Consider the following 19516-nt stretch of genomic DNA (forward strand, 5'->3'; position numbering starts at 1 on the left):
GGCGGCGGCGGCGCGGCGGGCGTGCGGCGCGCCTATTCGGGCGTGATGCCCGCGCTGTTCACGGCCTTGGCCCACTTCACCGTTTCCTTGGCGGCGAACAGGCCCAGCTCGGCCGGCGTGCTGGGCGTGAGGGTGAAGCCCGAAACGGCCATCTTCTGCTGCACCGCCGGGTCGGTCAGCGCGGCGCGCACCAGCAGGTTCATCCTGCGCAGCACCGGCTCGGGCGTCCCAGCCGGGGCATACATCGCGAACCAGGCCGTCATCTCGAAGGCCGGCACCACGGTCGACATCGGCGGCACGCCGGGCAGCATCGAATGCTCCGACGCCGAGGTGACGGCCAGCGCGCGCAGCTTGCCGGCCTTGATCTGCGGCACCGCGGTGGCCAGGTCGGCAAACACCAGCTGGATCTGCCCGCCAATCGCATCGGTGACCGCCGGCTGCACGCCCTTGTAGGGCACATGCACCATCTGCAGCTTGTTGGCCGCCACCAGCGCATGGCCCGGGATCAGGCTGCCGCTGGAGCCGGAACCCCACGCCAGCTTCTCGGGCTGGGACCGCGCATGGGCCACGAACTTCTGCGCACTGTCCGCCGGCACCTGGGGGTTCACCAGCATCACGAACGGAATCTCGCCCAGGCGCGAGACCGGCGTGAAGTCCTTGATCGGGTCATACGGCAACTTGCGGTACAGCGAGGCATTGGCCGCATGCGTGGTGCTGGTGGCGATCAGGAAGCTGTAGCCGTCGGCCGGCGCCTTGGCCGCCGCGGCGGTGCCGATGCCGCCGTTCGCGCCCGGGCGGTTCTCAACGATCACCGCCTGGCCGACCGCGCGGCCGACATGCTCGCCGAGCACCCGGGCCAGCTGGTCGGTGGCGCTGCCGGCGGGGAACGGCACCATGAAGGTGACTGGCCGCTGCGGATAGGCGGCCGCGGACTGGGCCAGCGCAGCGGGGGCGGCGGCCACCAGCAGGCCGGCGGCAGCGGCCGCCAGGCACAGGCTGCGGCGCAGCGGGGATGCATTCATCTCGTGTCTCCTTCTGGGCTCACGCGGCGACCGCGCGGCAGGTTCAAAAGCATAGCCCCCGGCGGAAGGGCCCGAGTGCGGCATTGGTGTATCGAGCCTTCGCGTGCTGCGAAGGCTCCCGTCGACATCCCAATGCAAAACGCCCCGGGGGACCGGGGCGTTCTCAGGGGGCGAAAGCCCGATCAGCGCTGCTCGATCGGCTTCACGTCGCGGGCGGTGGCGCCCGAGAACAGCTGGCGCGGACGGCCGATCTTGTACTCCGGGTCGCCGATCATCTCGTTGAGCTGGGCGATCCAGCCGACCGTGCGGGCCAGCGCGAAGATCGCGGTGAACAGGCTCACCGGGATGCCGATGGCGCGCTGCACGATGCCCGAGTAGAAGTCGACGTTCGGGTACAGCTTGCGCGACACGAAGTAGTCGTCTTCCAGGGCGATCTTCTCCAGCGACATCGCCAGCTTGAACATCGGGTCGTCATGCAGGCCCAGCGCGTCCAGCACCTCGTGGCAGGTCTCGCGCATCAGCTTGGCGCGCGGGTCGTAGTTCTTGTACACACGGTGGCCGAAGCCCATCAGCTTGACGCTGCTGTTCTTGTCCTTCACCTGCTTGATGAACTCGCCGATCTTCTCGGCGCCGCCCTGGCGCTGGATGTCTTCCAGCATGTTGAGCGCCGCCTCGTTGGCGCCGCCGTGCGCCGGGCCCCACAAGCAGGCCACGCCGGCTGCGATGGCCGCGAAGGGGTTGGTGCCCGACGAGCCGCACAGCCGCACCGTGGAGGTGGAGGCGTTCTGCTCATGGTCGGCATGCAGGATGAAGATGCGGTCCATCGCGCGCACCAGCACGTCGTTGGGCACGTATTCCTCGCACGGCGTGGCGAACATCATCCGCATGAAGTTGGCCGTGTAGGACAGCTCGTTCTTCGGATAGATGTAGGGCTGGCCAATGCCGTACTTGTAGGCCATGGCCACCAGCGTGGGCATCTTGGCGATCAGGCGGATGGCCGAGATCTCGCGGTGCTGCGGGTTCGTGATGTCGGTGCTGTCGTGATAGAAGGCCGACAGGCCACCCACCAGGCCGGTCATCACCGCCATCGGGTGCGCATCACGACGGAAGCCACGCAGGAAGAACTGCATCTGCTCGTTGACCATCGTGTGGTTGGTCACCAGCTTGACGAAGTCTTCCTTCTGCTGCACGCCGGGCAGTTCGCCGTTCAGCAGCAGGTAGCAGGTCTCGAGGAAGTCGCACTTGGTGGCCAGCTGCTCGATGGGGTAGCCGCGATACAGCAGCTCGCCCTTGTCGCCGTCGATGTAGGTGATCGTGGAGTTGCACGAGGCGGTCGACAGGAAGCCGGGGTCGTAGGTGAACTTGCCGGTCTGCGCGTACAGCTTGCGGATGTCGATGACGTCCGGGCCCACCGTGCCCTTGTAGATCGGCAGGTCCATGCTGGGGCTGCCGTCAGTGAACGACAGGGTGGCTTTCACGTCGGAGGGGGTCATCTCACTTCCCTTTCTGGAGGATGGTTCCGGGGGTTCTCATCATCGCGAGCAGTTCGTGGACCTCTGGCCGGTCCATCTCTTCACTCGGTTCAGTGCGCATCAACAGCAGATCCAGCAGATCGTTGTCCGCCAGTTCCATCAATGCCAGCAAGGCCTGGGCCTGCGATTCGGTCAGGTGGCTCTCATGGCGATGGAAGAAGCGCTCGATGAACAAGTCGTTCTCGAGCAGCCCCCGTCGGCAACGCCATTTGAGGCGGTTGATTGCACCAGCGTCGAGCACAGTGTCCATCGTCACCCTTGCATCGTCCTGACCTGCGTGCATCCCCGCACTCAAACCGCGCGGCGAACCATCAGTTCCTTGATCTTGCCGATCGCCTTCGTCGGGTTCAGGCCCTTGGGGCAGACGTCGACGCAGTTCATGATCGTGTGGCAGCGGAACAGGCGGTACGGATCCTCGAGGTTGTCCAGCCGCTCCGCCGTGCCGTGGTCGCGGCTGTCGGCGATGAAGCGGTAGGCCTGCAGCAGGCCGGCCGGGCCCACGAACTTGTCGGGGTTCCACCAGAAGCTGGGGCAGCTGGTGGAGCAGCTGGCGCACAGGATGCACTCGTACAGGCCGTTCAGCTCGTCACGCTCCTCCGGCGACTGCAGGCGCTCCTTGTCGGGCGGCGGCTCGTCGTTCATCAGGTACGGCGTGATCGAGATGTACTGCTTGAAGAACTGCGTCATGTCCACGATCAGGTCGCGGATGACCGGCAGGCCGGGCAGCGGCTTCAGCACGATCGGGTCCTTCAACGCGCGCATGTTGGTCAGGCACGCCAGGCCGTTCTTGCCGTTGATGTTCATCGCGTCGGAGCCGCACACGCCTTCGCGGCAGGAGCGGCGGAACGAGATGGTGGGATCCACCGCCTTGAGCTTGTTCAGGGCGTCGAGCAGCATGCGCTCGTGGCCGTCGAGTTCGATCTCGACGACCTGCATGTAGGGCTTGGCGTCCTTGTCCGGGTCGTAGCGGTAGATGTGGAACGTGCGCTTCGTCATGGCTGGGTAATCCTTGCAGACCGGGTTCAGAACGTACGGACCTTGGGCGGCACCGATTCGACGGTCAGCGGCTTCAGGTTGACGGGCTTGTACTCGAGCCGGTTGTCTTCGCTGAAGAACAGCGTGTGCTTCATCCACTCGGCGTCATTGCGGCCGAGCGGGAACTGCGGGTCGTCCGCGGGACGCTCATAGTCCTCGACGGTGTGCGCGCCACGGCATTCGGTGCGTGCCGCGGCCGAGATCATCGTCGCCTTCGCGGCTTCGATGAGGTTCTCCACCTCCAAGGCCTCGACGCGGGCAGTGTTGAAGACCTTGGACTTGTCCTTCAGCGTGATGCCCGGCACCCGCGCGGCCACTTCCTGGATCTTGCGCACGCCCTCGTTCATCGACGCCTGGGTGCGGAACACCGCGGCATGCTGCTGCATCACCGAGCGGATGTCGTTCGCCACGTCCTGCGCGTATTCGCCGCTGGTGCTGTTGTCCAGGCGGGCGACACGTTCCAGCGTGCGGTCCACCGCGTCGGCCGGCAGCGGCTTGTGGTTCTTGTTCTTGTTGTTGAACTCGACGATGTGGTTGCCGGCCGCGCGGCCGAACACCACCAGGTCGAGCAGCGAATTGGTGCCCAGGCGGTTGGCGCCGTGCACCGACACGCAGGAGCACTCGCCCACGGCATACAGGCCGTTGACGATTGCGTTGGGGATCTGCCCGTTGGGCGTGACCACCTGGCCGTGGATGTTCGTCGGGATGCCGCCCATCTGGTAATGGATGGTGGGCACCACCGGGATCGGCTCCTTGGTGATGTCGACGTTGGCGAAGTTGTGGCCGATCTCGAACACGCTGGGCAGGCGCTTCATGATGGTGTCGGCACCCAGGTGGGTCATGTCCAGCACCACGTAGTCCTTGTTCGGACCACAGCCGCGGCCTTGCTTGATCTCCTGGTCCATGCAGCGCGAGACGAAGTCGCGCGGCGCCAGGTCCTTCAGCGTGGGCGCATAGCGCTCCATGAAGCGCTCGCCATCGCTGTTGCGCAGGATGGCGCCTTCGCCGCGGCAGCCTTCGGTCAGCAGCACGCCTGCGCCGGCCACGCCGGTGGGGTGGAACTGCCAGAACTCCATGTCCTGCAGCGGGATGCCGGCACGCGCGGCCATGCCCAGGCCGTCGCCGGTGTTGATGAAGGCGTTGGTGCTGGCCGCGAAGATGCGGCCGGCGCCACCGGTGGCCAGCAGCGTGGTCTTGGCTTCCAGGATGTGGATGTCGCCGGTTTCCATCTCCAGCGCGGTCACGCCCACCACGTCGCCTTCGGCGTCGCGGATCAGGTCGAGCGCCATCCACTCGACGAAGAAGTTGGTGCGCGCCTTGACGTTCTGCTGGTAGAGCGTGTGCAGCATCGCGTGGCCGGTGCGGTCGGCCGCGGCGCAGGCACGCTGCACCGGCTTCTCACCGTAGTTGGCGGTGTGGCCGCCGAACGGACGCTGGTAGATGGTGCCGTCGGGGTTGCGGTCGAACGGCATGCCGAAGTGCTCGAGCTCGTAGACCACTTTCGGTGCCTCGCGGCACATGAATTCGATGGCGTCCTGGTCGCCCAGCCAGTCGCTGCCCTTGATGGTGTCGTAGAAGTGGTAGTGCCAGTTGTCCTCGCTCATGTTGCCGAGCGAGGCACCGATGCCGCCCTGCGCCGCCACGGTGTGCGAACGGGTGGGAAACACCTTGCTGAGCACCGCCACGTTGAGGCCGGCGCGTGCCAGCTGCAGCGAGGCGCGCATGCCGGAACCGCCGGCACCGACGATGACGACGTCGAACTTGCGGCGTGCGATGGAAGAAGCAGTAACGGCCATTTTCAGAGTCTCCAGAGCACTTGCACCGCCCAGCCGGCACAGCCGACGAGCCACGCGATCGTCGCCACCTGCAGCCCCAGGCGCAGGCCGACCGGCTTGACGTAGTCCATCCACACGTCGCGGATGCCGACCCACACGTGGTAGAGCAGCGAGACGATGACGACGAAGGTGAGCGCCTTCATCCACTGCTGGGCGAAGATGCCCGACCAGCGGTCGTAGCCCAGCTCGCCGGGCATCAGCACCTGCACCAGCAGGATGACGGTGAACAGGCCCATCAGGACCGCGGTGACGCGCTGGCTGAGCCAGTCGCGGAGGCCGTAGTGCGCGCCTACGACGATGCGCTTGGAACCGTAGTTGGTGGACATCTTGAGCGTGGGTTCTTCTTGTGGATTCGGATTCAGTACAGGCCGAACAGCTTGGCGCCGAGCAGCACCGTCAGCACGCTGCTGGAAGCCAGCGTGAACACGGCGGAGTGGTGGCCGGCACCCTTGGTGACGCTGTGGGTGGCGTCCATCCACAGGTGGCGCACGCCGGCGATGAAGTGCAGCAGGTAGGCCCAGATCAGGGCCAGCGCCACCAGCTTGAGGAACCAGCCGGGCACGAAGCCGATGCCGGCCGAGAACGCGCTGGCGAAGCCGTCATACGAGATCTCGGACGTCACGCTGGCATCGAACATCCAGATCACGAAGGGCAGCAGCAGGAACATCACCACGCCGCTGATGCGGTGCAGGATCGACACGATGCCCGCGGGCGGCAGGCGGTACTTGACGATCTGCGTGACGTGGATGTTCCGGTAGACGGGACGGGTTTTGAGGGTGTCTGCCATATGCATCCTTGGACCGGCTGGGGAGGGGAGTTTGTAATCGCAGTGAAACCGCACGAGTTTATTGCAACGCAGCACACGGGGCCTGTGGTTCGCCACACGCCCGACTGCGTCAACTGAGTTCGTTGCGATAGAAGTGGGCGCTGGTGTCGTAGAGGCCGCGGCGCCATTCCACGGGTTTGCCGCCGTAGGTGTAGGACAGCCGCTCCACCGACAGCAGCGGCGTGCCCTCGGCCACCTCGAGCAACTGCGCCGAGGCGCCGCTGGCCGCCACCGCGCGGATCTTTTCCTCGGCGCGGATCATGCGCACGCCGAATTCGCTTTCGAAAAGGCGGTACAGCGGCGCGCGCAGCTCCGACAGCCGCTCGGCCGTCAGGCCCTTGAACTGCGCGCCGACCAGCCAGATGTCGTCCAGCACCACTGGCCGCTCGCGGAAGTACAGCAGCCGGCGCACCTGCACCACGGCCTCGCCGCTCTTGAGCTCCAGCGCCTTGGCCACGTCGGCCGGCGCGCGCAGGCGGCGGCAGTCCAGGAAGCGACGCGGCATGTTGCCGGCGTCGCCCTCGTCGGGGATCAGCCGCAGGAAGCGGAACTGCACCTTCTCCTCGGCGTGGGTGGCCACGAAGGTGCCCTTGCCCTGGCGGCGCACCAGCAGGTTCTCGGTGGCCAGCTCGTCGATGGCCTTGCGCACCGTGCCCTGGCTCACCTTGTAGCGGGCGGCCAGCTCGGTCTCGCTGGGGATGGGTTCGCCCGGCTTCCACTCGCCGCCCTGCAGGCTGCGGGTGATCAGCGACTTGATCTGCTGGTACAGCGGGCTGAACGACGGTGCCACGGCGGTGGATGCGCCGGCCGGCTCGGGCGATGGCAACGCGGAAATCATGCCGCCATTGCATCACAAAAGCGATGTCTTACATAAGACATAAGATCTGCGACCGGTTCGTCAATCGCCCTGACGGGGGCTAAACTGGCGGGCTAGTCGGACCTCCGCGCCCCCTTCCTACTCATCCTCATCCCCATCAGGAGTTCTTCATGAGCAAGTCGCCCGTTCGCGTCGCCGTCACCGGTGCCGCCGGCCAAATCGGTTATGCACTGCTGTTCCGCATCGCCTCGGGCGAAATGCTCGGCAAGGACCAGCCGGTCATCCTGCAGTTGCTGGAGATCCCCGACGAGAAGGCCCAGAACGCGCTGAAGGGCGTGATCATGGAACTGGACGACTGCGCCTTCCCGCTGGTGGCCGGCATCGTCGCCACCGGCGATCCGGAAGTGGCCTTCAAGGACGCCGACTATGCCCTGCTGGTGGGCGCGCGCCCCCGCGGCCCCGGCATGGAGCGCAAGGACCTGCTTTCGGCCAACGCGCAGATCTTCACCGCCCAGGGCAAGGCGCTGAACAAGGTGGCCTCGCGCAACGTCAAGGTGCTGGTGGTGGGCAACCCGGCCAACACCAACGCCTACATCGCGATGAAGTCGGCCCCCGACCTGCCGGCCAAGAACTTCACCGCCATGCTGCGCCTGGACCACAACCGCGCCGCCTCGCAGATCGCCGCCAAGACCGGCAAGCCGGTGGACGCCATCGAGAAGCTGGCCGTGTGGGGCAACCACTCGCCCACCATGTACGCCGACTACCGCTTCGCCACCATCGGCGGCGAGTCGGTCAAGCAGCTGATCAACGACGACGTGTGGAACAAGGACGTGTTCCTGCCCACCGTGGGCAAGCGCGGCGCGGCCATCATCGCCGCGCGCGGCCTGTCGTCGGCCGCCTCGGCCGCCAACGCCGCCATCGACCACATGCGTGACTGGGCCCTGGGCACCAACGGCAAGTGGGTGACGATGGGCGTGCCCAGCAACGGCGAATACGGCATCCCGAAGGACGTGATCTTCGGCTACCCCGTCACCACCGAGAACGGCGAGTACAAGATCGTCGAAGGCCTGGAGATCGACGCCTTCTCGCAGGAGCGCATCGACTTCACGCTGAAGGAGCTGCTGGAAGAGCAGGACGGCGTCAAGCACCTGCTGTAAAGCGCCCTTGAAAGGCCGGCCGGTGTGCCGGCCTTGTTGTTTGGAGATTCCGTTCCATGACTGACAAGGTTCATCCGCGGGTGGCGCTGTTCGAGGCCGGGGAGGCGGTGGATGCGCTGCCGGTGTGCGACCACTACTCGGGCGTCGAGGAGCGCATGCGCAAGAGCCTTGAGCTCCAGGGCCGCATGGGCCCGGTGTTCGACGTCACGCTCGATGGCGAGGACGGCGCGCCGGTGGGCGGCGAGCGCGAGCATGCGGCGCTGATCGCGGAGATGGCCGACTCGCCTGCCAACCGCTTCGACCGCGTGGGCGCCCGGCTGGTCACCGTCGACCACCCTGCCTTCGGTGACGTGACCGACATCATCGTGCGCCGCGCCGGCGCCCGCCTGGCCTACCTGATGCTGCCCAAGGTGCGCGGCCTGGCGGAGCTGCAGCGCGGCATCGACGCCATCGACGCGGCCAGCGCCGCTGCCGGCCTGCAGCGCCGGATCCCGGTGCATGCGCTGGTGGAAACCCACGGCGCGCTGCGCGAGGTGTTCGAGCTGGCGGCGCATCCGCGCATCCAGTCGCTGTCGTTCGGCCTGATGGACTTCGTCTCGGCGCACCGCGGCGCGATTCCCGCCAGCGGCATGAGCGTGAAGGGCCAGTTCAAGCATCCGCTGGTGGTGCGTGCCAAGCTGGAGATCGCCGCGGCCTGCCACGCGCACGGCAAGACGCCCTCGCACTGCGTCGTCACCGAATTCAAGCATCCCGCGGCGCTGCAGGAGGCGGCCACCAAGGCCTGCCGGCAGTTCGGCTACACCCGCATGTGGAGCATCCACCCGGCGCAGATCGAACCCATCGTCGACGCCTTCACGCCCAGCACCGCCGAGGTGGACCTGGCCATCGACATCATCCTGGCCGCGCAGGCCGCCGACTGGGCGCCCATCCGCCACAACGACACGCTGCACGACCGCGCCAGCTTCCGCTATTTCTGGCATGTGCTGGAGCGCGCGCACCGCACCTCGTATGCCGGCGATCCCCAGCTGCCGGCCGAGATCCGCGCCGCCTTCTTCGACTGAACACCGCCCATGGCCCGCCAAGTCCCGATGCTGGTGCTGAAGACCTGGCCGGCGCCGCTGGAGCTGCGCACCGCGCGCACGCTGCTGCGCCAGTGGAAGGAAAGCGACCTGCCCGCCTGGTGCGCCATGAATGCCGACGCCCGGGTGCGACGGTACTTCCCGGCCACCCTGGGCACCGAGATGGCGGTGCAGGAAGCCCAGCGCATCCGCGGCGCCATCGCCCAGCGCGGCTGGGGCATGTGGGCGCTGGAGCTGCCGGGCAGCCTGCCCTTCGCCGGCACGGTGGGCCTGCACGTCACCACCATCGACGCGCCCTTCGTGCCCACGGTGGAACTGGGCTGGCGGCTGGCACCCGAGGCCTGGGGACGTGGCCTGGCCACCGAAGCCGCGCAGGCGGCGGTGCGCTTCGCCTTCGAGCACCTGGGCCTGGACGAGGTGACGGCCTATACCGCCGCCGACAACCTGCCCTCGCAGGCGGTGATGCAGCGGCTGGGCATGCAGCGCTCGCCCGCCGACGACTTCGACCATCCGCTCGTCGAGGCCGGCCATCCCCTGCGGCCGCACCGGCTCTTCCGCCTGCGCCGCGCAACATGAGTTCACGCTGCCCCGTGCAGCCGGCGCGACAATGAACCACGTCGTGCTGTATTCCCCCGGAGACCTTTGATGACCTTTCGTTTTTCCCACCTGGCCGCCCCGCTGATCTGCGCCGCGCTGGTGGCGCCGGCCCTGGCCCAGACACCCGCCAAGCCGGCCCAGCCCGCCGCCGCCAAGCCGGCCGCCAAGCCCGCTGCCAAACCTGCCGCCAAGCGCCCCGTCGCCAAGAAGGCCGTGCCGCCGCCGCCCGCGCCGGTGGAAGCCCCGCTGCCGGAGGCTTCGGCCGAGCAGCTGGCCGCGGCCGAGCAGACCTACTTCGGCAGCTACGCCTGCGAGTTCGACCAGACGCTGTCCATCGCCATGAACCCGAAGACCGCGGGCTATGTGGACGTGGACTTCAAGAAGCAGGTCTACGTGATGAAGCCGGTGCTCTCCAGCACCGGCGCGCTGCGGCTGGAGGACGTCAAGGGCCGTGCGCTGATGATCCAGATCGCGAACAAGTCCATGCTCATGGACGTCAAGGCCGGCCAGCGCATGGTCGATGAATGCCTGCATGAGCGCCAGCGCGATGCGCGCCTGGCGATGCAGGCCAACCCGCCGGCGTCCAGCCTGGGCATCGACCCGGCACGCGCCGCTGCGGTGGCTGCGCAGACGGCCGCCAGTGCCGCCGAGGCTGCTGCGGCTGCCGCCACCGCGGCCGATACCGCGGCCCGTGCCGCCAGCGCTGCGGCCAACGCCGCGTCGGCCGCTTCGCCGCGCTGATGATCGTGCGCTGATACGCGGCGCAGGCTCGGAAGGGCCGTTTCCGTATGCTTCCGTCGGATAGGTTCGGTATGTAGAATCGATGCATACCGAACCAATCACACGCCACCGCCATGGAAGCCACCGTTGCCGAACGCGGACAGATCACCCTCCCCAAGGCGGTGCGTGATGCACTTGGCCTGGTCAAGGGCAGCGTGCTGAAGGTCGAGCTGGACGGCGGCCGCATCGTGCTGCGCAAGGACGTGAGCGAGGCCCTGCGCAAGGTGCGCGGCAAGTTCAAGCTGGTGGACGGCCTGGCCTCCACCGACGACGCATTGCGCGCCATCCGCGGCCGCGCGCCGGGCGATCCGGCCGACCAATGATCGCCATCGATTCCTCGGTGCTGATCGACGTGCTGATCGGCGACGAACGTTATGCCGATGCGTCCGAGGCCTGCGTGGCCGAGGCGCTGGCCGCCGACGACGTGGTGGTGTCCGACGCCGTGGTGGCCGAGGTGCAGGCCATGCTCGACACCTCGGTCAGCCTGATGGACACGCTGGCCACGCTGGGCATCCGCCACCTGCCCGGCACCGAACAGGCCGCCATGCGCGCCGGCCACATGAACCGCCGTTTCCGCGCCCGCGGCGGCAAGCGAGAGCGCGTCGTCGCCGACTTCCTCATCGGGGCCCATGCCTTGCTTCAATGCAACGGCCTGATCACCCGCGACGACGGCTTCTTCCGCGAGTATTTCAAGGGTCTCAAGCTCATCGTGCCCAAGGCCTGAGCCCTGCAGTGAACCGATCCGCACGCCCCATGGAGCCTGACCACATGCTGCAAGCCTACCGCCAACATGCCGCCGAACGCGCTGCGCTCGGCATTCCGCCGCTGCCGCTCGATGCCAAGCAGGTCGCCGACCTGATCGAGCTGATCAAGAACCCGCCTGCCGGCGAAGAAGCCTTCCTGCTGGACCTGCTGACGCACCGCGTGCCTCCGGGCGTGGACGATGCCGCCAAGGTCAAGGCCAGCTTCCTGGCCGCCGTGGCGCACGGCGACATCGCGGTGCCGCTGGTCTCCAAGGCCAAGGCCACCGAGCTGCTGGGCACCATGGTGGGCGGCTACAACGTCAAGCCGCTGATCGACCTGCTGGACGACGCCGAGGTGGCCTCGGTCGCGGCCGAAGGCCTGAAGAAGACGCTGCTGATGTTCGACTTCTTCCACGACGTGACCGAGAAGGCCAAGGCCGGCAACGCCAAGGCCAAGGAAGTGATCCAGAGCTGGGCCGATGCCGAGTGGTTCACCTCCCGCCCCGAGGTGCCCAAGACCATCACCGTCAGCGTGTTCAAGGTGCCCGGGGAGACCAACACCGACGACCTGTCGCCGGCGCCCGATGCCTGGAGCCGCCCCGACATCCCGCTGCACTACCTGGCGATGCTGAAGAACACCCGCGAAGGTGCGGCCTTCAAGCCCGAGGAAGACGGCAAGCGCGGCCCGATGCAGTTCATCGAGGACCTGAAGAAGAAGGGCCACCTGGTGGCCTACGTGGGTGACGTGGTGGGCACCGGCTCCAGCCGCAAGAGCGCCACCAACAGCGTGATCTGGGCCACCGGCCAGGACATCCCGTTCGTGCCGAACAAGCGCTTCGGCGGCGTGACGCTGGGCGGCAAGATCGCGCCGATCTTCTTCAACACGCAGGAAGACTCGGGCTCGCTGCCGATCGAGGTGGACGTGAGCAAGCTCGAGATGGGCGACGTCGTCGACGTGATGCCCTACGACGGCAAGCTGGTGCGCAACGGCGAGACGGTGGCCGAGTTCAAGCTCAAGAGCGACGTGCTGTTCGACGAGGTGCGTGCCGGCGGCCGCATCAACCTGATCATCGGCCGCAGCCTGACCGGCAAGGCCCGCGAGTTCCTGGGCCTGCCCGCCTCCACCGTGTTCCGCCTGCCGCAGGCGCCGGTGGCCACCAACGCCGGCTTCACGCTGGCGCAGAAGATGGTGGGCCGCGCGGTCGGCCTGCCGGAAGGCCAGGGCGTGCGCCCGGGCACCTACTGCGAGCCGAAGATGACCACGGTGGGCAGCCAGGACACCACCGGCCCGATGACCCGCGACGAGCTGAAGGACCTGGCCTGCCTGGGCTTCTCGGCCGACCTGGTGATGCAGAGCTTCTGCCATACCGCGGCCTATCCCAAGCCGGTGGACGTCAAGACCCACCGCGAGCTGCCGGCCTTCATCAGCAACCGCGGCGGCGTCGCCCTGCGCCCGGGCGACGGCGTGATCCACAGCTGGCTGAACCGCCTGCTGCTGCCCGACACCGTGGGCACCGGCGGCGACAGCCACACCCGCTTTCCGATCGGCATCAGCTTCCCGGCCGGCTCGGGCCTGGTGGCCTTCGGCGCGGCCACCGGCGTGATGCCGCTGGACATGCCCGAATCGGTGCTGGTGCGCTTCAAGGGCCAGATGCAGCCGGGCGTGACGCTGCGCGACCTGGTGCACGCCATCCCGCTTTACGCCATCAAGGCCGGGCTGCTGACGGTGGCCAAGCAGGGCAAGAAGAACGTGTTCTCCGGCCGCATCCTCGAGATCGAGGGCCTGCCCGACCTGAAGGTGGAACAGGCCTTCGAGCTGAGCGATGCCTCGGCCGAGCGCTCGGCCGCCGGCTGCACCATCAAGCTCAACCCCGAGCCGATCAAGGAGTACCTCACCAGCAACGTGGTGCTGATGAAGAACATGATCGCCAACGGCTACGAGGACAAGCGCACGCTGGAGCGCCGCATCAAGAACGTGGAAGCCTGGCTGGCCAACCCGCAGCTGCTGGAAGCCGACAAGGACGCTGAATACGCGGCCGTGATCGAGATCGACCTGGCCGACATCAAGGAGCCGATCGTCTGCTGCCCGAACGACCCGGACGACGCCAAATTCATGTCCGAGGTGGCCGGCACCAAGATCGACGAGGCCTTCATCGGCTCGTGCATGACCAACATCGGCCACTTCCGCGCGGCGGCCAAGCTGCTGGGCGGCCAGCGCGACATCCCGGTCAAGCTGTGGGTGGCACCGCCCACCAAGATGGACCAGGACGAGCTGATCAAGGAAGGCCACTACGCCAGCTTCGGCACCGCCGGCGCACGCACCGAGATGCCGGGCTGCAGCCTGTGCATGGGCAACCAGGCGCAGGTGCGCGAAGGCGCCACCGTGGTGAGCACCAGCACCCGCAACTTCCCGAACCGCCTGGGCAAGAACACCAACGTGTTCCTGGCCTCGGCCGAGATGGCGGCCATCGCCTCCAAGCTGGGCCGCATCCCCACCGTGGCCGAGTACCACGCGGCGATGGGCATCATCAACGACGACTCGGCCAGCGTGTACCGCTACCTGAACTTCGACCAGATCGAGGAATACGCCGACACGGCCAAGGCAGTGACGGTGTAACGCCAGCCGCGCTCAAGCGCCCCGACGGCCCGCCTTCGTGCGGGCCTTTTTCATGGGCGGCGATGGCGGTGGCACCTGCGGGCCCAGCTCCGCCAGCAGGTGGGCGACGAAGTGGGTGAGCCGGGGCAGCGGATGCCGCACGGCGGGGTACACCACGTTCACCGGCCGGGGCGTGGGCAGGTGGCCGTCCAGCACGCTGACCAGCCGCCCGGCCGCGATGTCGTCGGCCACCAGTTCCTCGGGTTGCAGCAGCAGGCCGGCGCCGGCCAGCGCCGCCTGGCGCAGGGCCTGGCCGTTGTTGGAGGCGAAGGCGCCCTGCGCCGGCCAGGCCTCTGGGGCCGGGTCGGCGAAGCGCCAGAACGTCTGGCGGTTCCACACCAGGTGGTTCAGGCAACGGTGCTGCGCCAGGTCGGCCGGCGTGCGCGGCGCGCCGTGCGCGGCCAGGTAGGCCGGCGCGGCGCACACCAGCATGCGGTAGGGCCGCAGCGGCCGCACCACCAGCCGGTCGGTGTCCACCGGGCCGATGCGCACCGCCAGGTCGAAGCCTTCCTCCAGCAGGTCGACCACGGTGTCGCTCAGCACCAGCTCCACCCGCACCTGCGGATGCAGCGCCAGGAAGCGCGCCACCACCGGCGCGACCACGTTGGCACCCAGCGTCGTGGGCGCGCTGATGCGCAGCAGGCCGCTGGGCGTGCTGCGCTGGCGCTCGACGGCGCTTTCCGCCCAGCGCACCTGCTCCAGCACGCGGCGGCAGTCGTCGCAGAACACGCGGCCGATGTCGGTCAGGCGCTGCCGGCGGGTGCTGCGCTCGATGAGCCGCGCGCCCAGCTGCTGTTCCAGCTGGCGCACATGCTTGCCCACCATCACCGACGACAACCCCAGCGCGTGGGCGGCGGCGGTGAAGCTGCCGGCATCGGCGACCGCGACGAAGACTTCCATGCTGCGCAGCCTGTCCATGCTGGATTGCTAACCGGTGGTTCGTGATCTTCGAATCATCGCTGCATTGATGTGCGCAGGAAGCACAAACACACTGGCGGCTCCCGTTCAACATCAAAGGAAGCGTGATGAAGAAGATCCTGATCGTGGGCGCCAGCGGCGCCGTGGGCTCGGCCGTGGCGGAAGCGTTGTCCGGCAGCGGGCACCAGATCCTGCGCGCCGGCCGCAGCAGTGGCGACTTCCAGGTGGACATCACCCGCGAGGCCAGCGTGCAGGCGCTGTTCGAAGCCACCGGCCCGCTGGATGCCATCGTGTCGGCCGCCGGCAGCCTGCATTTCGGGCCGCTGGCCGAGATGCGCGCGGCGGACTTCGACATCGGCCTGCAGGACAAGCTGCTGGGCCAGGTGCGGCTGGCGCTGCTGGGCCAGCACGTGCTGCGCGACGGTGGCTCCATCACGCTGACCAGCGGCATCCTGGCCGAGGAGCCGGTGCGCCAGGGTGCGAATGCGTCGGCGGTGAATGCCGGGATCCACGGCTTCGTGATCGCTGCCGCCGTCGAGCTGGGCCGCGGCCTGCGCATCAACGCGGTGAGCCCCACGGTGCTGGAGGAATCGATGGGCGCCTATGGCGCGTTCTTCCCCGGCTTCATCCCTGCGCCGGCGCGCAAGGTGGCGCAGGCCTACAGGCGCAGCGTGGAAGGGGTGCAGACCGGCCGCGTGTACGCCGTGCACGGCTGACGCGGCCGGCGGTGGCTACAGCTCCGGCGCGATCTGCTCCGCGTAGTCGTATAGCGCGCCCAGGATGTCCTGGCCGCGCTCGTCGGCCGTCTCACCCAGCGTGTCGATCTGCTCCAGGAAGGCCGACACCGTCAGCGCGCCGCCGGCGCCCTCATGCAGCCGGGCCACGCGGTGGGCTTCCCAGCGGGCCTGCTCCTCGGCGTCGAGCGTGTGCGGGAAGTTGCGGGCACGGAAGCGGAAAAAGAGCTCCTCCAGCCGCTCGTCGGCAAAGGCCGGCCGCTTGGCCGCCATCGCGTCGGGCGACAGCGCACGCAGCCGCTGCAGCGTGCGCCGGTCCTCGTTGCCGACGAAGCCGCCATAGAGGTCTTCGTCGACGTCGGGCGCCTCGGCCGGCGGCGCGCGGTCGTAGACCTCGGGCCACAGGCCGGCCAGTTCCGGCACGGTGACGGCCGCGGCCTCGGCATGCCGCAGCGCCTGGTCCACGTCGATGCCCCAGCGCGCCACCACCGCCGGCGTCAGCGTCTTCAGGTTGCCCACCACCACCGGCGACTTGTTGAGGTGGATGGTCTTGATCGGCAGCCGGGCCACGCCTTCGGGCAGTGCCTCCGCGCGGCTGAACATGCGTTCGCGCAGCGTGGCGGCACTCAGGCCGCGCAGCTCACGCGGGTCCTGAGCCAGGTCCCAGACGATCACCTCGTTCTTGTTCTTCGGATGCGGCGCCAGCGGCCACACCAGGGCCATGCAGCCGCGCTCGGGGCCGTACATGCCGCTCAGGTGCAGGAAGGGCCGGCCCTGGCGCTGGGCGCTTTCCATCTCGGCGATCACCGCGTCCTTCTTGCGCAGCTTGAGGCAGAAGTCCCACAGCCGCGGCTGGCGCTCGCGGATCAGCCGCGCCAGCGCGATGGTGGCGCGCACATCGCTCAAGGCATCGTGCGCGGCCTCGTGCGCCAGGCCGTTGGCGGCGGTCAGGTGCTCAAGCTTGAAGGAGGCGCGGCCATCAGGGTGCAGCGGCCATTCGAGGCCTTCGGGCCGCAGGCTCCAGCAGGTGCGCACCACGTCCAGCAGGTCCCAACGGCCGCAGCCGTTCTGCCACTCGCGGCCGTAAGGATCGATCAGGTTGCGCCAGAACAGGTGGCGCGTCACCTCGTCGTCGAAGCGGATGGAGTTGTAGCCCACGCCGATGGTGTCGGGCCGGGCCAGCTGCTGCTCGATGGCGTCGGCGAAGGCATGCTCGGGGATGCCGCGCTCCAGGCAGGTCTGCGGCAGGATGCCGGTGAGCAGGCAGCTCTCGGGGCTGGGCAGGTAGTCGGGCGCCGGCTGGCAGTACAGCATCACCGGGTCGTCGATCTCGTTGAGCGCATCGTCGGTGCGGATGCCGGCGAACTGCGAAGGCCGGTCCCGCCGCGGCGAGATGCCGAAGGTCTCGTAGTCGTGCCAGAAGAAGTTGCAGCTCATGCGCCCTCTCCTTCGAGCACCGCTTCCACGGCCAGGGCCACCGCGGCCAGCCGCGCGTCGTCGCCGCGCACCGAGGACAGCATCAACCCCACCGGCAGCTCGTCCGGCGCCTGGCACGGCAGGCTGAAGGCGCAGCCGTCCAGGTAGTTGATGGCGAAGGTGTTGCGCAGCAGCAGGCCGTTGGCGCGGAAGAAGGCGTCGTCCGACGCCGCCAGTGCCGCGATGGGCGGCGCCACCATCGGCACCGTGGGGCACAGCAGCGCATCGAAGCCCTGCAGCCGGGTTTCTACCCGCGCGATCCAGTCGCGGCGGCGGTCGTGCAGGCCGATGTAGTCGGCCGCGCTCACCGGCTCGCCCAGGGCGATGCGGGCGGCCACGCGGGGGTCGAATTCGGCCCGTCGGGTGGCCAGCCGCTGGCGGTGCACCGCGAAAGCCTCCACCGACGAGAAGCCGCCGGGCGCATTGAGCCGGCCGATCTCGGCCAGCTCGGTGAGCGGGATGGACTCGACCAGCACACCGGCGCGCGACAGCCGCTGCAGCGCCCGATCGAAGGCATGGGCCACGGTGGTGTCCAGGCCGTCGAGCACCAGCGTCTGCGGCACCGCCAGTCGCAGGCCGGCGGCCGGTCGGCGGCGCACCGCCAGCGGCGCATCGGCGATGGCGGCATCCACCAGCAGGCAGTCGTCCACGCAGCGGGCCATGGCACACACCGTGTCCAGCGTGCGGGAGAGCTCGAAGGCGCCCACCCGTGGCACGCGCGCCTGGGTGTTCTTGAAGCCCACCAACCCGTTGAGCGCGGCCGGGATGCGGATGGAGCCGCCGGTGTCCGAGCCCAGGCCGGCCACCGCCAGGCCCAGGGCCACCGACACCGCCGCACCCGACGACGAGCCACCCGGGATGCGCGCCACCTGCGCATCGGCCGCATTGTGCGGCGTGCCGTGGTGCGGGTTGATGCCCACGCCGGAGAAGGCGAACTCGGTCATGTTGGTCTTGCCGACCAGCGCCGCGCCCTGCTGCCGCAGCCGCGCCACCACCGGCGCGTCGGCCGCGGCGGGCGGCTCGTCGCGGCAGGCGACGGAGCCGGCCAGCGTGGTCTCGCCGGCCACGTCGTACAGGTCCTTGATGCTCAGCGGCAGGCCCGCCAGCGGCGGCAGCTGCACCCCGGCCTTCAGCGCCGCATCGGCATGGCGGGCGGCGGCCAGCGCGGCGTCGGCATGCAGGCGGGTGAACACATGGCGCGCGGCCGGCAGCTCGGCACCGGCGAGGGCCCGGGACACCAGGGCTTTGTGGGTGGTGTCGCCGCGGCGGATCTGCGCCCGCAGCACCTCGATGCGCGGCAGCGCCGTGTTCTTCATGCTCATGCCACCGAGTTTGCCGCACATCAAGGCAGTACCCGCACCCGCAGGAAACTGGCAAAACGCGGCACACCCCGGGCGGTGAAGCCGCGGTGGCGGTAGGTGACCCAGGCGCCCACCGGCGGCGGCGCATCGCGCTGCGCGTCGGTGAGGCCGGTGCCGATCTCGAACACGATGCCTTCGGGCGTGCGCACCTGCAGCGCCCCCAGCCGGCCCGCATGGCGGCCCTGGCCCGGGCGGTGGCCGATCACCTGCGCCTCGGCGTCCTGCTCGGGCTTGAGCTTGAGCAGCACGTCGGTGCGGCCGGTGACGTAGGGCGCATCGGCCCGGTGCAGCATCAGGCCTTCGCCGCCGGCCCGCGTCACCTCGGCCAGCCGGCGCATCAGCGCGGCGGGCTCGGCGATGCGCTCATGCGGCACCGCCACCAGCTGCGGCCAGGCCACGGCGCGGGCCAGACGGTCGATCTCGGCGGCCCGCTGCTCGAAGCTGCCGGCCCCGCCGGGCAGCTCGAACACCATGTAGCGCAAGGCCTGCCAGCCGGCATCGTCAGGCCGCGCCTGGCGCACCAGACCGGACAGCGCATCGAAGCGCCCGCGGCCCAGCCACAGCTCGCCGTCCAGCGGCACCGCGGGCAGGCGGGCGGTGAAGGCGGCGGGCGCGGCGACCAGCCCGCCACCGCGAAAGCGCAGCGCCTGGCCGTCCCACTGGGCGCGCACGCCGTCGTACTTCTCGCTGACGAGGTGGCCGGCGGGATGGTCGCCGGCGCGGAACTCCCGGGCCAGCACCATGCGCGGCGGCGCGGCCTGGCCGTGCGTGGCGATGAAGGCGATGCCCGCAGCCACCAAGCGGCGACGGGTCCTGCTTGGCGGGTGTGGCATGGCGGTGCCCTCCTGCCCTGCTTCTTCGGCAGGCCGGGCCGCAAGCGGATGTGAAGTATTGCGCGGAGGCACATCCTTTGCGGCCATCCGTCGGCACAATCAAACGATCACCCGC

20 protein-coding genes are annotated in these 19516 nt (G+C 68.8%); 8 read left to right on the plus strand and 12 right to left on the minus strand.

Features of this window, described 5'->3' with window-relative positions; all coding sequences use genetic code 11:
- Positions 1-32: 32 nt before the first annotated feature.
- The 8 genes from LRS14_RS08725 to LRS14_RS08760 form a co-directional block, all read right to left on the minus strand.
- A complete protein-coding gene (locus LRS14_RS08725; RefSeq protein ID WP_257799287.1) occupies positions 33-1022 on the minus strand; it encodes a tripartite tricarboxylate transporter substrate binding protein in 990 nt (329 codons plus the stop codon).
- 182 nt (positions 1023-1204) lie between these two features.
- Complete coding sequence (gene gltA / locus LRS14_RS08730; protein WP_046111708.1) at positions 1205-2515, minus strand: citrate synthase; 1311 nt, start codon at positions 2513-2515, stop codon at positions 1205-1207.
- 1 nt (position 2516) lies between these two features.
- Positions 2517-2804: a succinate dehydrogenase assembly factor 2 gene (locus tag LRS14_RS08735; protein WP_257799290.1), complete on the minus strand. Its 288-nt coding sequence runs from the start codon at positions 2802-2804 to the stop codon at positions 2517-2519.
- A 41-nt stretch (positions 2805-2845) separates the two neighbouring features.
- Positions 2846-3550, minus strand: a complete 705-nt coding sequence (locus LRS14_RS08740) for a succinate dehydrogenase iron-sulfur subunit (protein WP_257799291.1) — start codon at positions 3548-3550, stop codon at positions 2846-2848.
- A gap of 26 nt (positions 3551-3576) precedes the next feature.
- A complete protein-coding gene (gene sdhA / locus LRS14_RS08745) occupies positions 3577-5385 on the minus strand; it encodes a succinate dehydrogenase flavoprotein subunit (protein WP_046111706.1) in 1809 nt (602 codons plus the stop codon).
- Between the two features lie 2 nt (positions 5386-5387).
- A complete protein-coding gene (gene sdhD, locus LRS14_RS08750) occupies positions 5388-5750 on the minus strand; it encodes a succinate dehydrogenase, hydrophobic membrane anchor protein (protein WP_046111705.1) in 363 nt (120 codons plus the stop codon).
- A 32-nt stretch (positions 5751-5782) separates the two neighbouring features.
- Positions 5783-6211, minus strand: coding sequence for a succinate dehydrogenase, cytochrome b556 subunit (gene sdhC, locus LRS14_RS08755; protein WP_046111704.1), 429 nt, complete (start codon positions 6209-6211; stop codon positions 5783-5785).
- Between the two features lie 109 nt (positions 6212-6320).
- Positions 6321-7088 carry a GntR family transcriptional regulator gene (locus LRS14_RS08760; protein WP_046111703.1) on the minus strand — a complete coding sequence of 256 codons (768 nt, stop codon included), beginning with the start codon at positions 7086-7088 and terminating at the stop codon, positions 6321-6323.
- Between the two features lie 149 nt (positions 7089-7237).
- Here LRS14_RS08760 and LRS14_RS08765 point away from each other — a divergent pair, with 149 nt between their 5' ends.
- From LRS14_RS08765 to acnB, 7 genes are all read left to right on the plus strand, one after another.
- Positions 7238-8224 (plus strand): malate dehydrogenase, encoded by a 987-nt coding sequence (locus tag LRS14_RS08765; protein WP_257799292.1) that lies wholly within the window; start codon positions 7238-7240, stop codon positions 8222-8224.
- A 56-nt stretch (positions 8225-8280) separates the two neighbouring features.
- On the plus strand, positions 8281-9285 hold the full coding sequence (locus LRS14_RS08770) for a CoA ester lyase (RefSeq protein WP_257799293.1): 1005 nt from the start codon (positions 8281-8283) through the stop codon (positions 9283-9285).
- Between the two features lie 9 nt (positions 9286-9294).
- Positions 9295-9879 carry a GNAT family N-acetyltransferase gene (locus tag LRS14_RS08775; protein ID WP_257799294.1) on the plus strand — a complete coding sequence of 195 codons (585 nt, stop codon included), beginning with the start codon at positions 9295-9297 and terminating at the stop codon, positions 9877-9879.
- Positions 9880-9948: 69 nt separating this feature from the next.
- Positions 9949-10641, plus strand: a complete 693-nt coding sequence (locus LRS14_RS08780) for a hypothetical protein (protein WP_257799295.1) — start codon at positions 9949-9951, stop codon at positions 10639-10641.
- A gap of 113 nt (positions 10642-10754) precedes the next feature.
- Positions 10755-11003, plus strand: coding sequence for an AbrB/MazE/SpoVT family DNA-binding domain-containing protein (locus tag LRS14_RS08785; protein WP_046111698.1), 249 nt, complete (start codon positions 10755-10757; stop codon positions 11001-11003).
- Entirely contained in the window at positions 11000-11404 is a 405-nt protein-coding gene (locus tag LRS14_RS08790; RefSeq protein WP_046111697.1) for a type II toxin-antitoxin system VapC family toxin, read from the plus strand. Before LRS14_RS08785 ends, LRS14_RS08790 begins: the two co-directional genes overlap by 4 nt.
- A gap of 44 nt (positions 11405-11448) precedes the next feature.
- The gene (gene acnB, locus LRS14_RS08795) at positions 11449-14040 is read left to right on the plus strand and encodes a bifunctional aconitate hydratase 2/2-methylisocitrate dehydratase (RefSeq protein ID WP_257800437.1); all 2592 of its coding nucleotides are present in this window, start codon (positions 11449-11451) and stop codon (positions 14038-14040) included.
- A gap of 12 nt (positions 14041-14052) precedes the next feature.
- Here the strand turns inward: acnB and LRS14_RS08800 are convergent, their stop codons facing one another.
- Positions 14053-14997, minus strand: a complete 945-nt coding sequence (locus LRS14_RS08800) for a LysR family transcriptional regulator (protein WP_257799296.1) — start codon at positions 14995-14997, stop codon at positions 14053-14055.
- 107 nt (positions 14998-15104) lie between these two features.
- Between LRS14_RS08800 and LRS14_RS08805 the strand changes: the two genes are divergently transcribed.
- A complete protein-coding gene (locus tag LRS14_RS08805; protein WP_257799297.1) occupies positions 15105-15713 on the plus strand; it encodes a short chain dehydrogenase in 609 nt (202 codons plus the stop codon).
- Between the two features lie 15 nt (positions 15714-15728).
- On the opposite strand, the gene sbcB is transcribed toward LRS14_RS08805, so the two are convergent.
- From sbcB to LRS14_RS08820, 3 genes are read right to left on the minus strand one after another with little or no spacing between them, the layout of a single operon-like run.
- Complete coding sequence (gene sbcB / locus LRS14_RS08810; protein WP_257799298.1) at positions 15729-17168, minus strand: exodeoxyribonuclease I; 1440 nt, start codon at positions 17166-17168, stop codon at positions 15729-15731.
- Complete coding sequence (locus tag LRS14_RS08815; protein WP_257799299.1) at positions 17165-18529, minus strand: amidase; 1365 nt, start codon at positions 18527-18529, stop codon at positions 17165-17167. Before LRS14_RS08815 ends, sbcB begins: the two co-directional genes overlap by 4 nt.
- Before the next feature lie 20 nt (positions 18530-18549).
- A complete protein-coding gene (locus LRS14_RS08820; protein WP_257799300.1) occupies positions 18550-19401 on the minus strand; it encodes a DNA ligase in 852 nt (283 codons plus the stop codon).
- Positions 19402-19516: the final 115 nt, after the last annotated feature.

The organism is Aquincola sp. J276, from assembly GCF_024700035.1.
GTDB classification, from domain to species: Bacteria; Pseudomonadota; Gammaproteobacteria; order Burkholderiales; family Burkholderiaceae_C; genus Aquincola; species Aquincola tertiaricarbonis.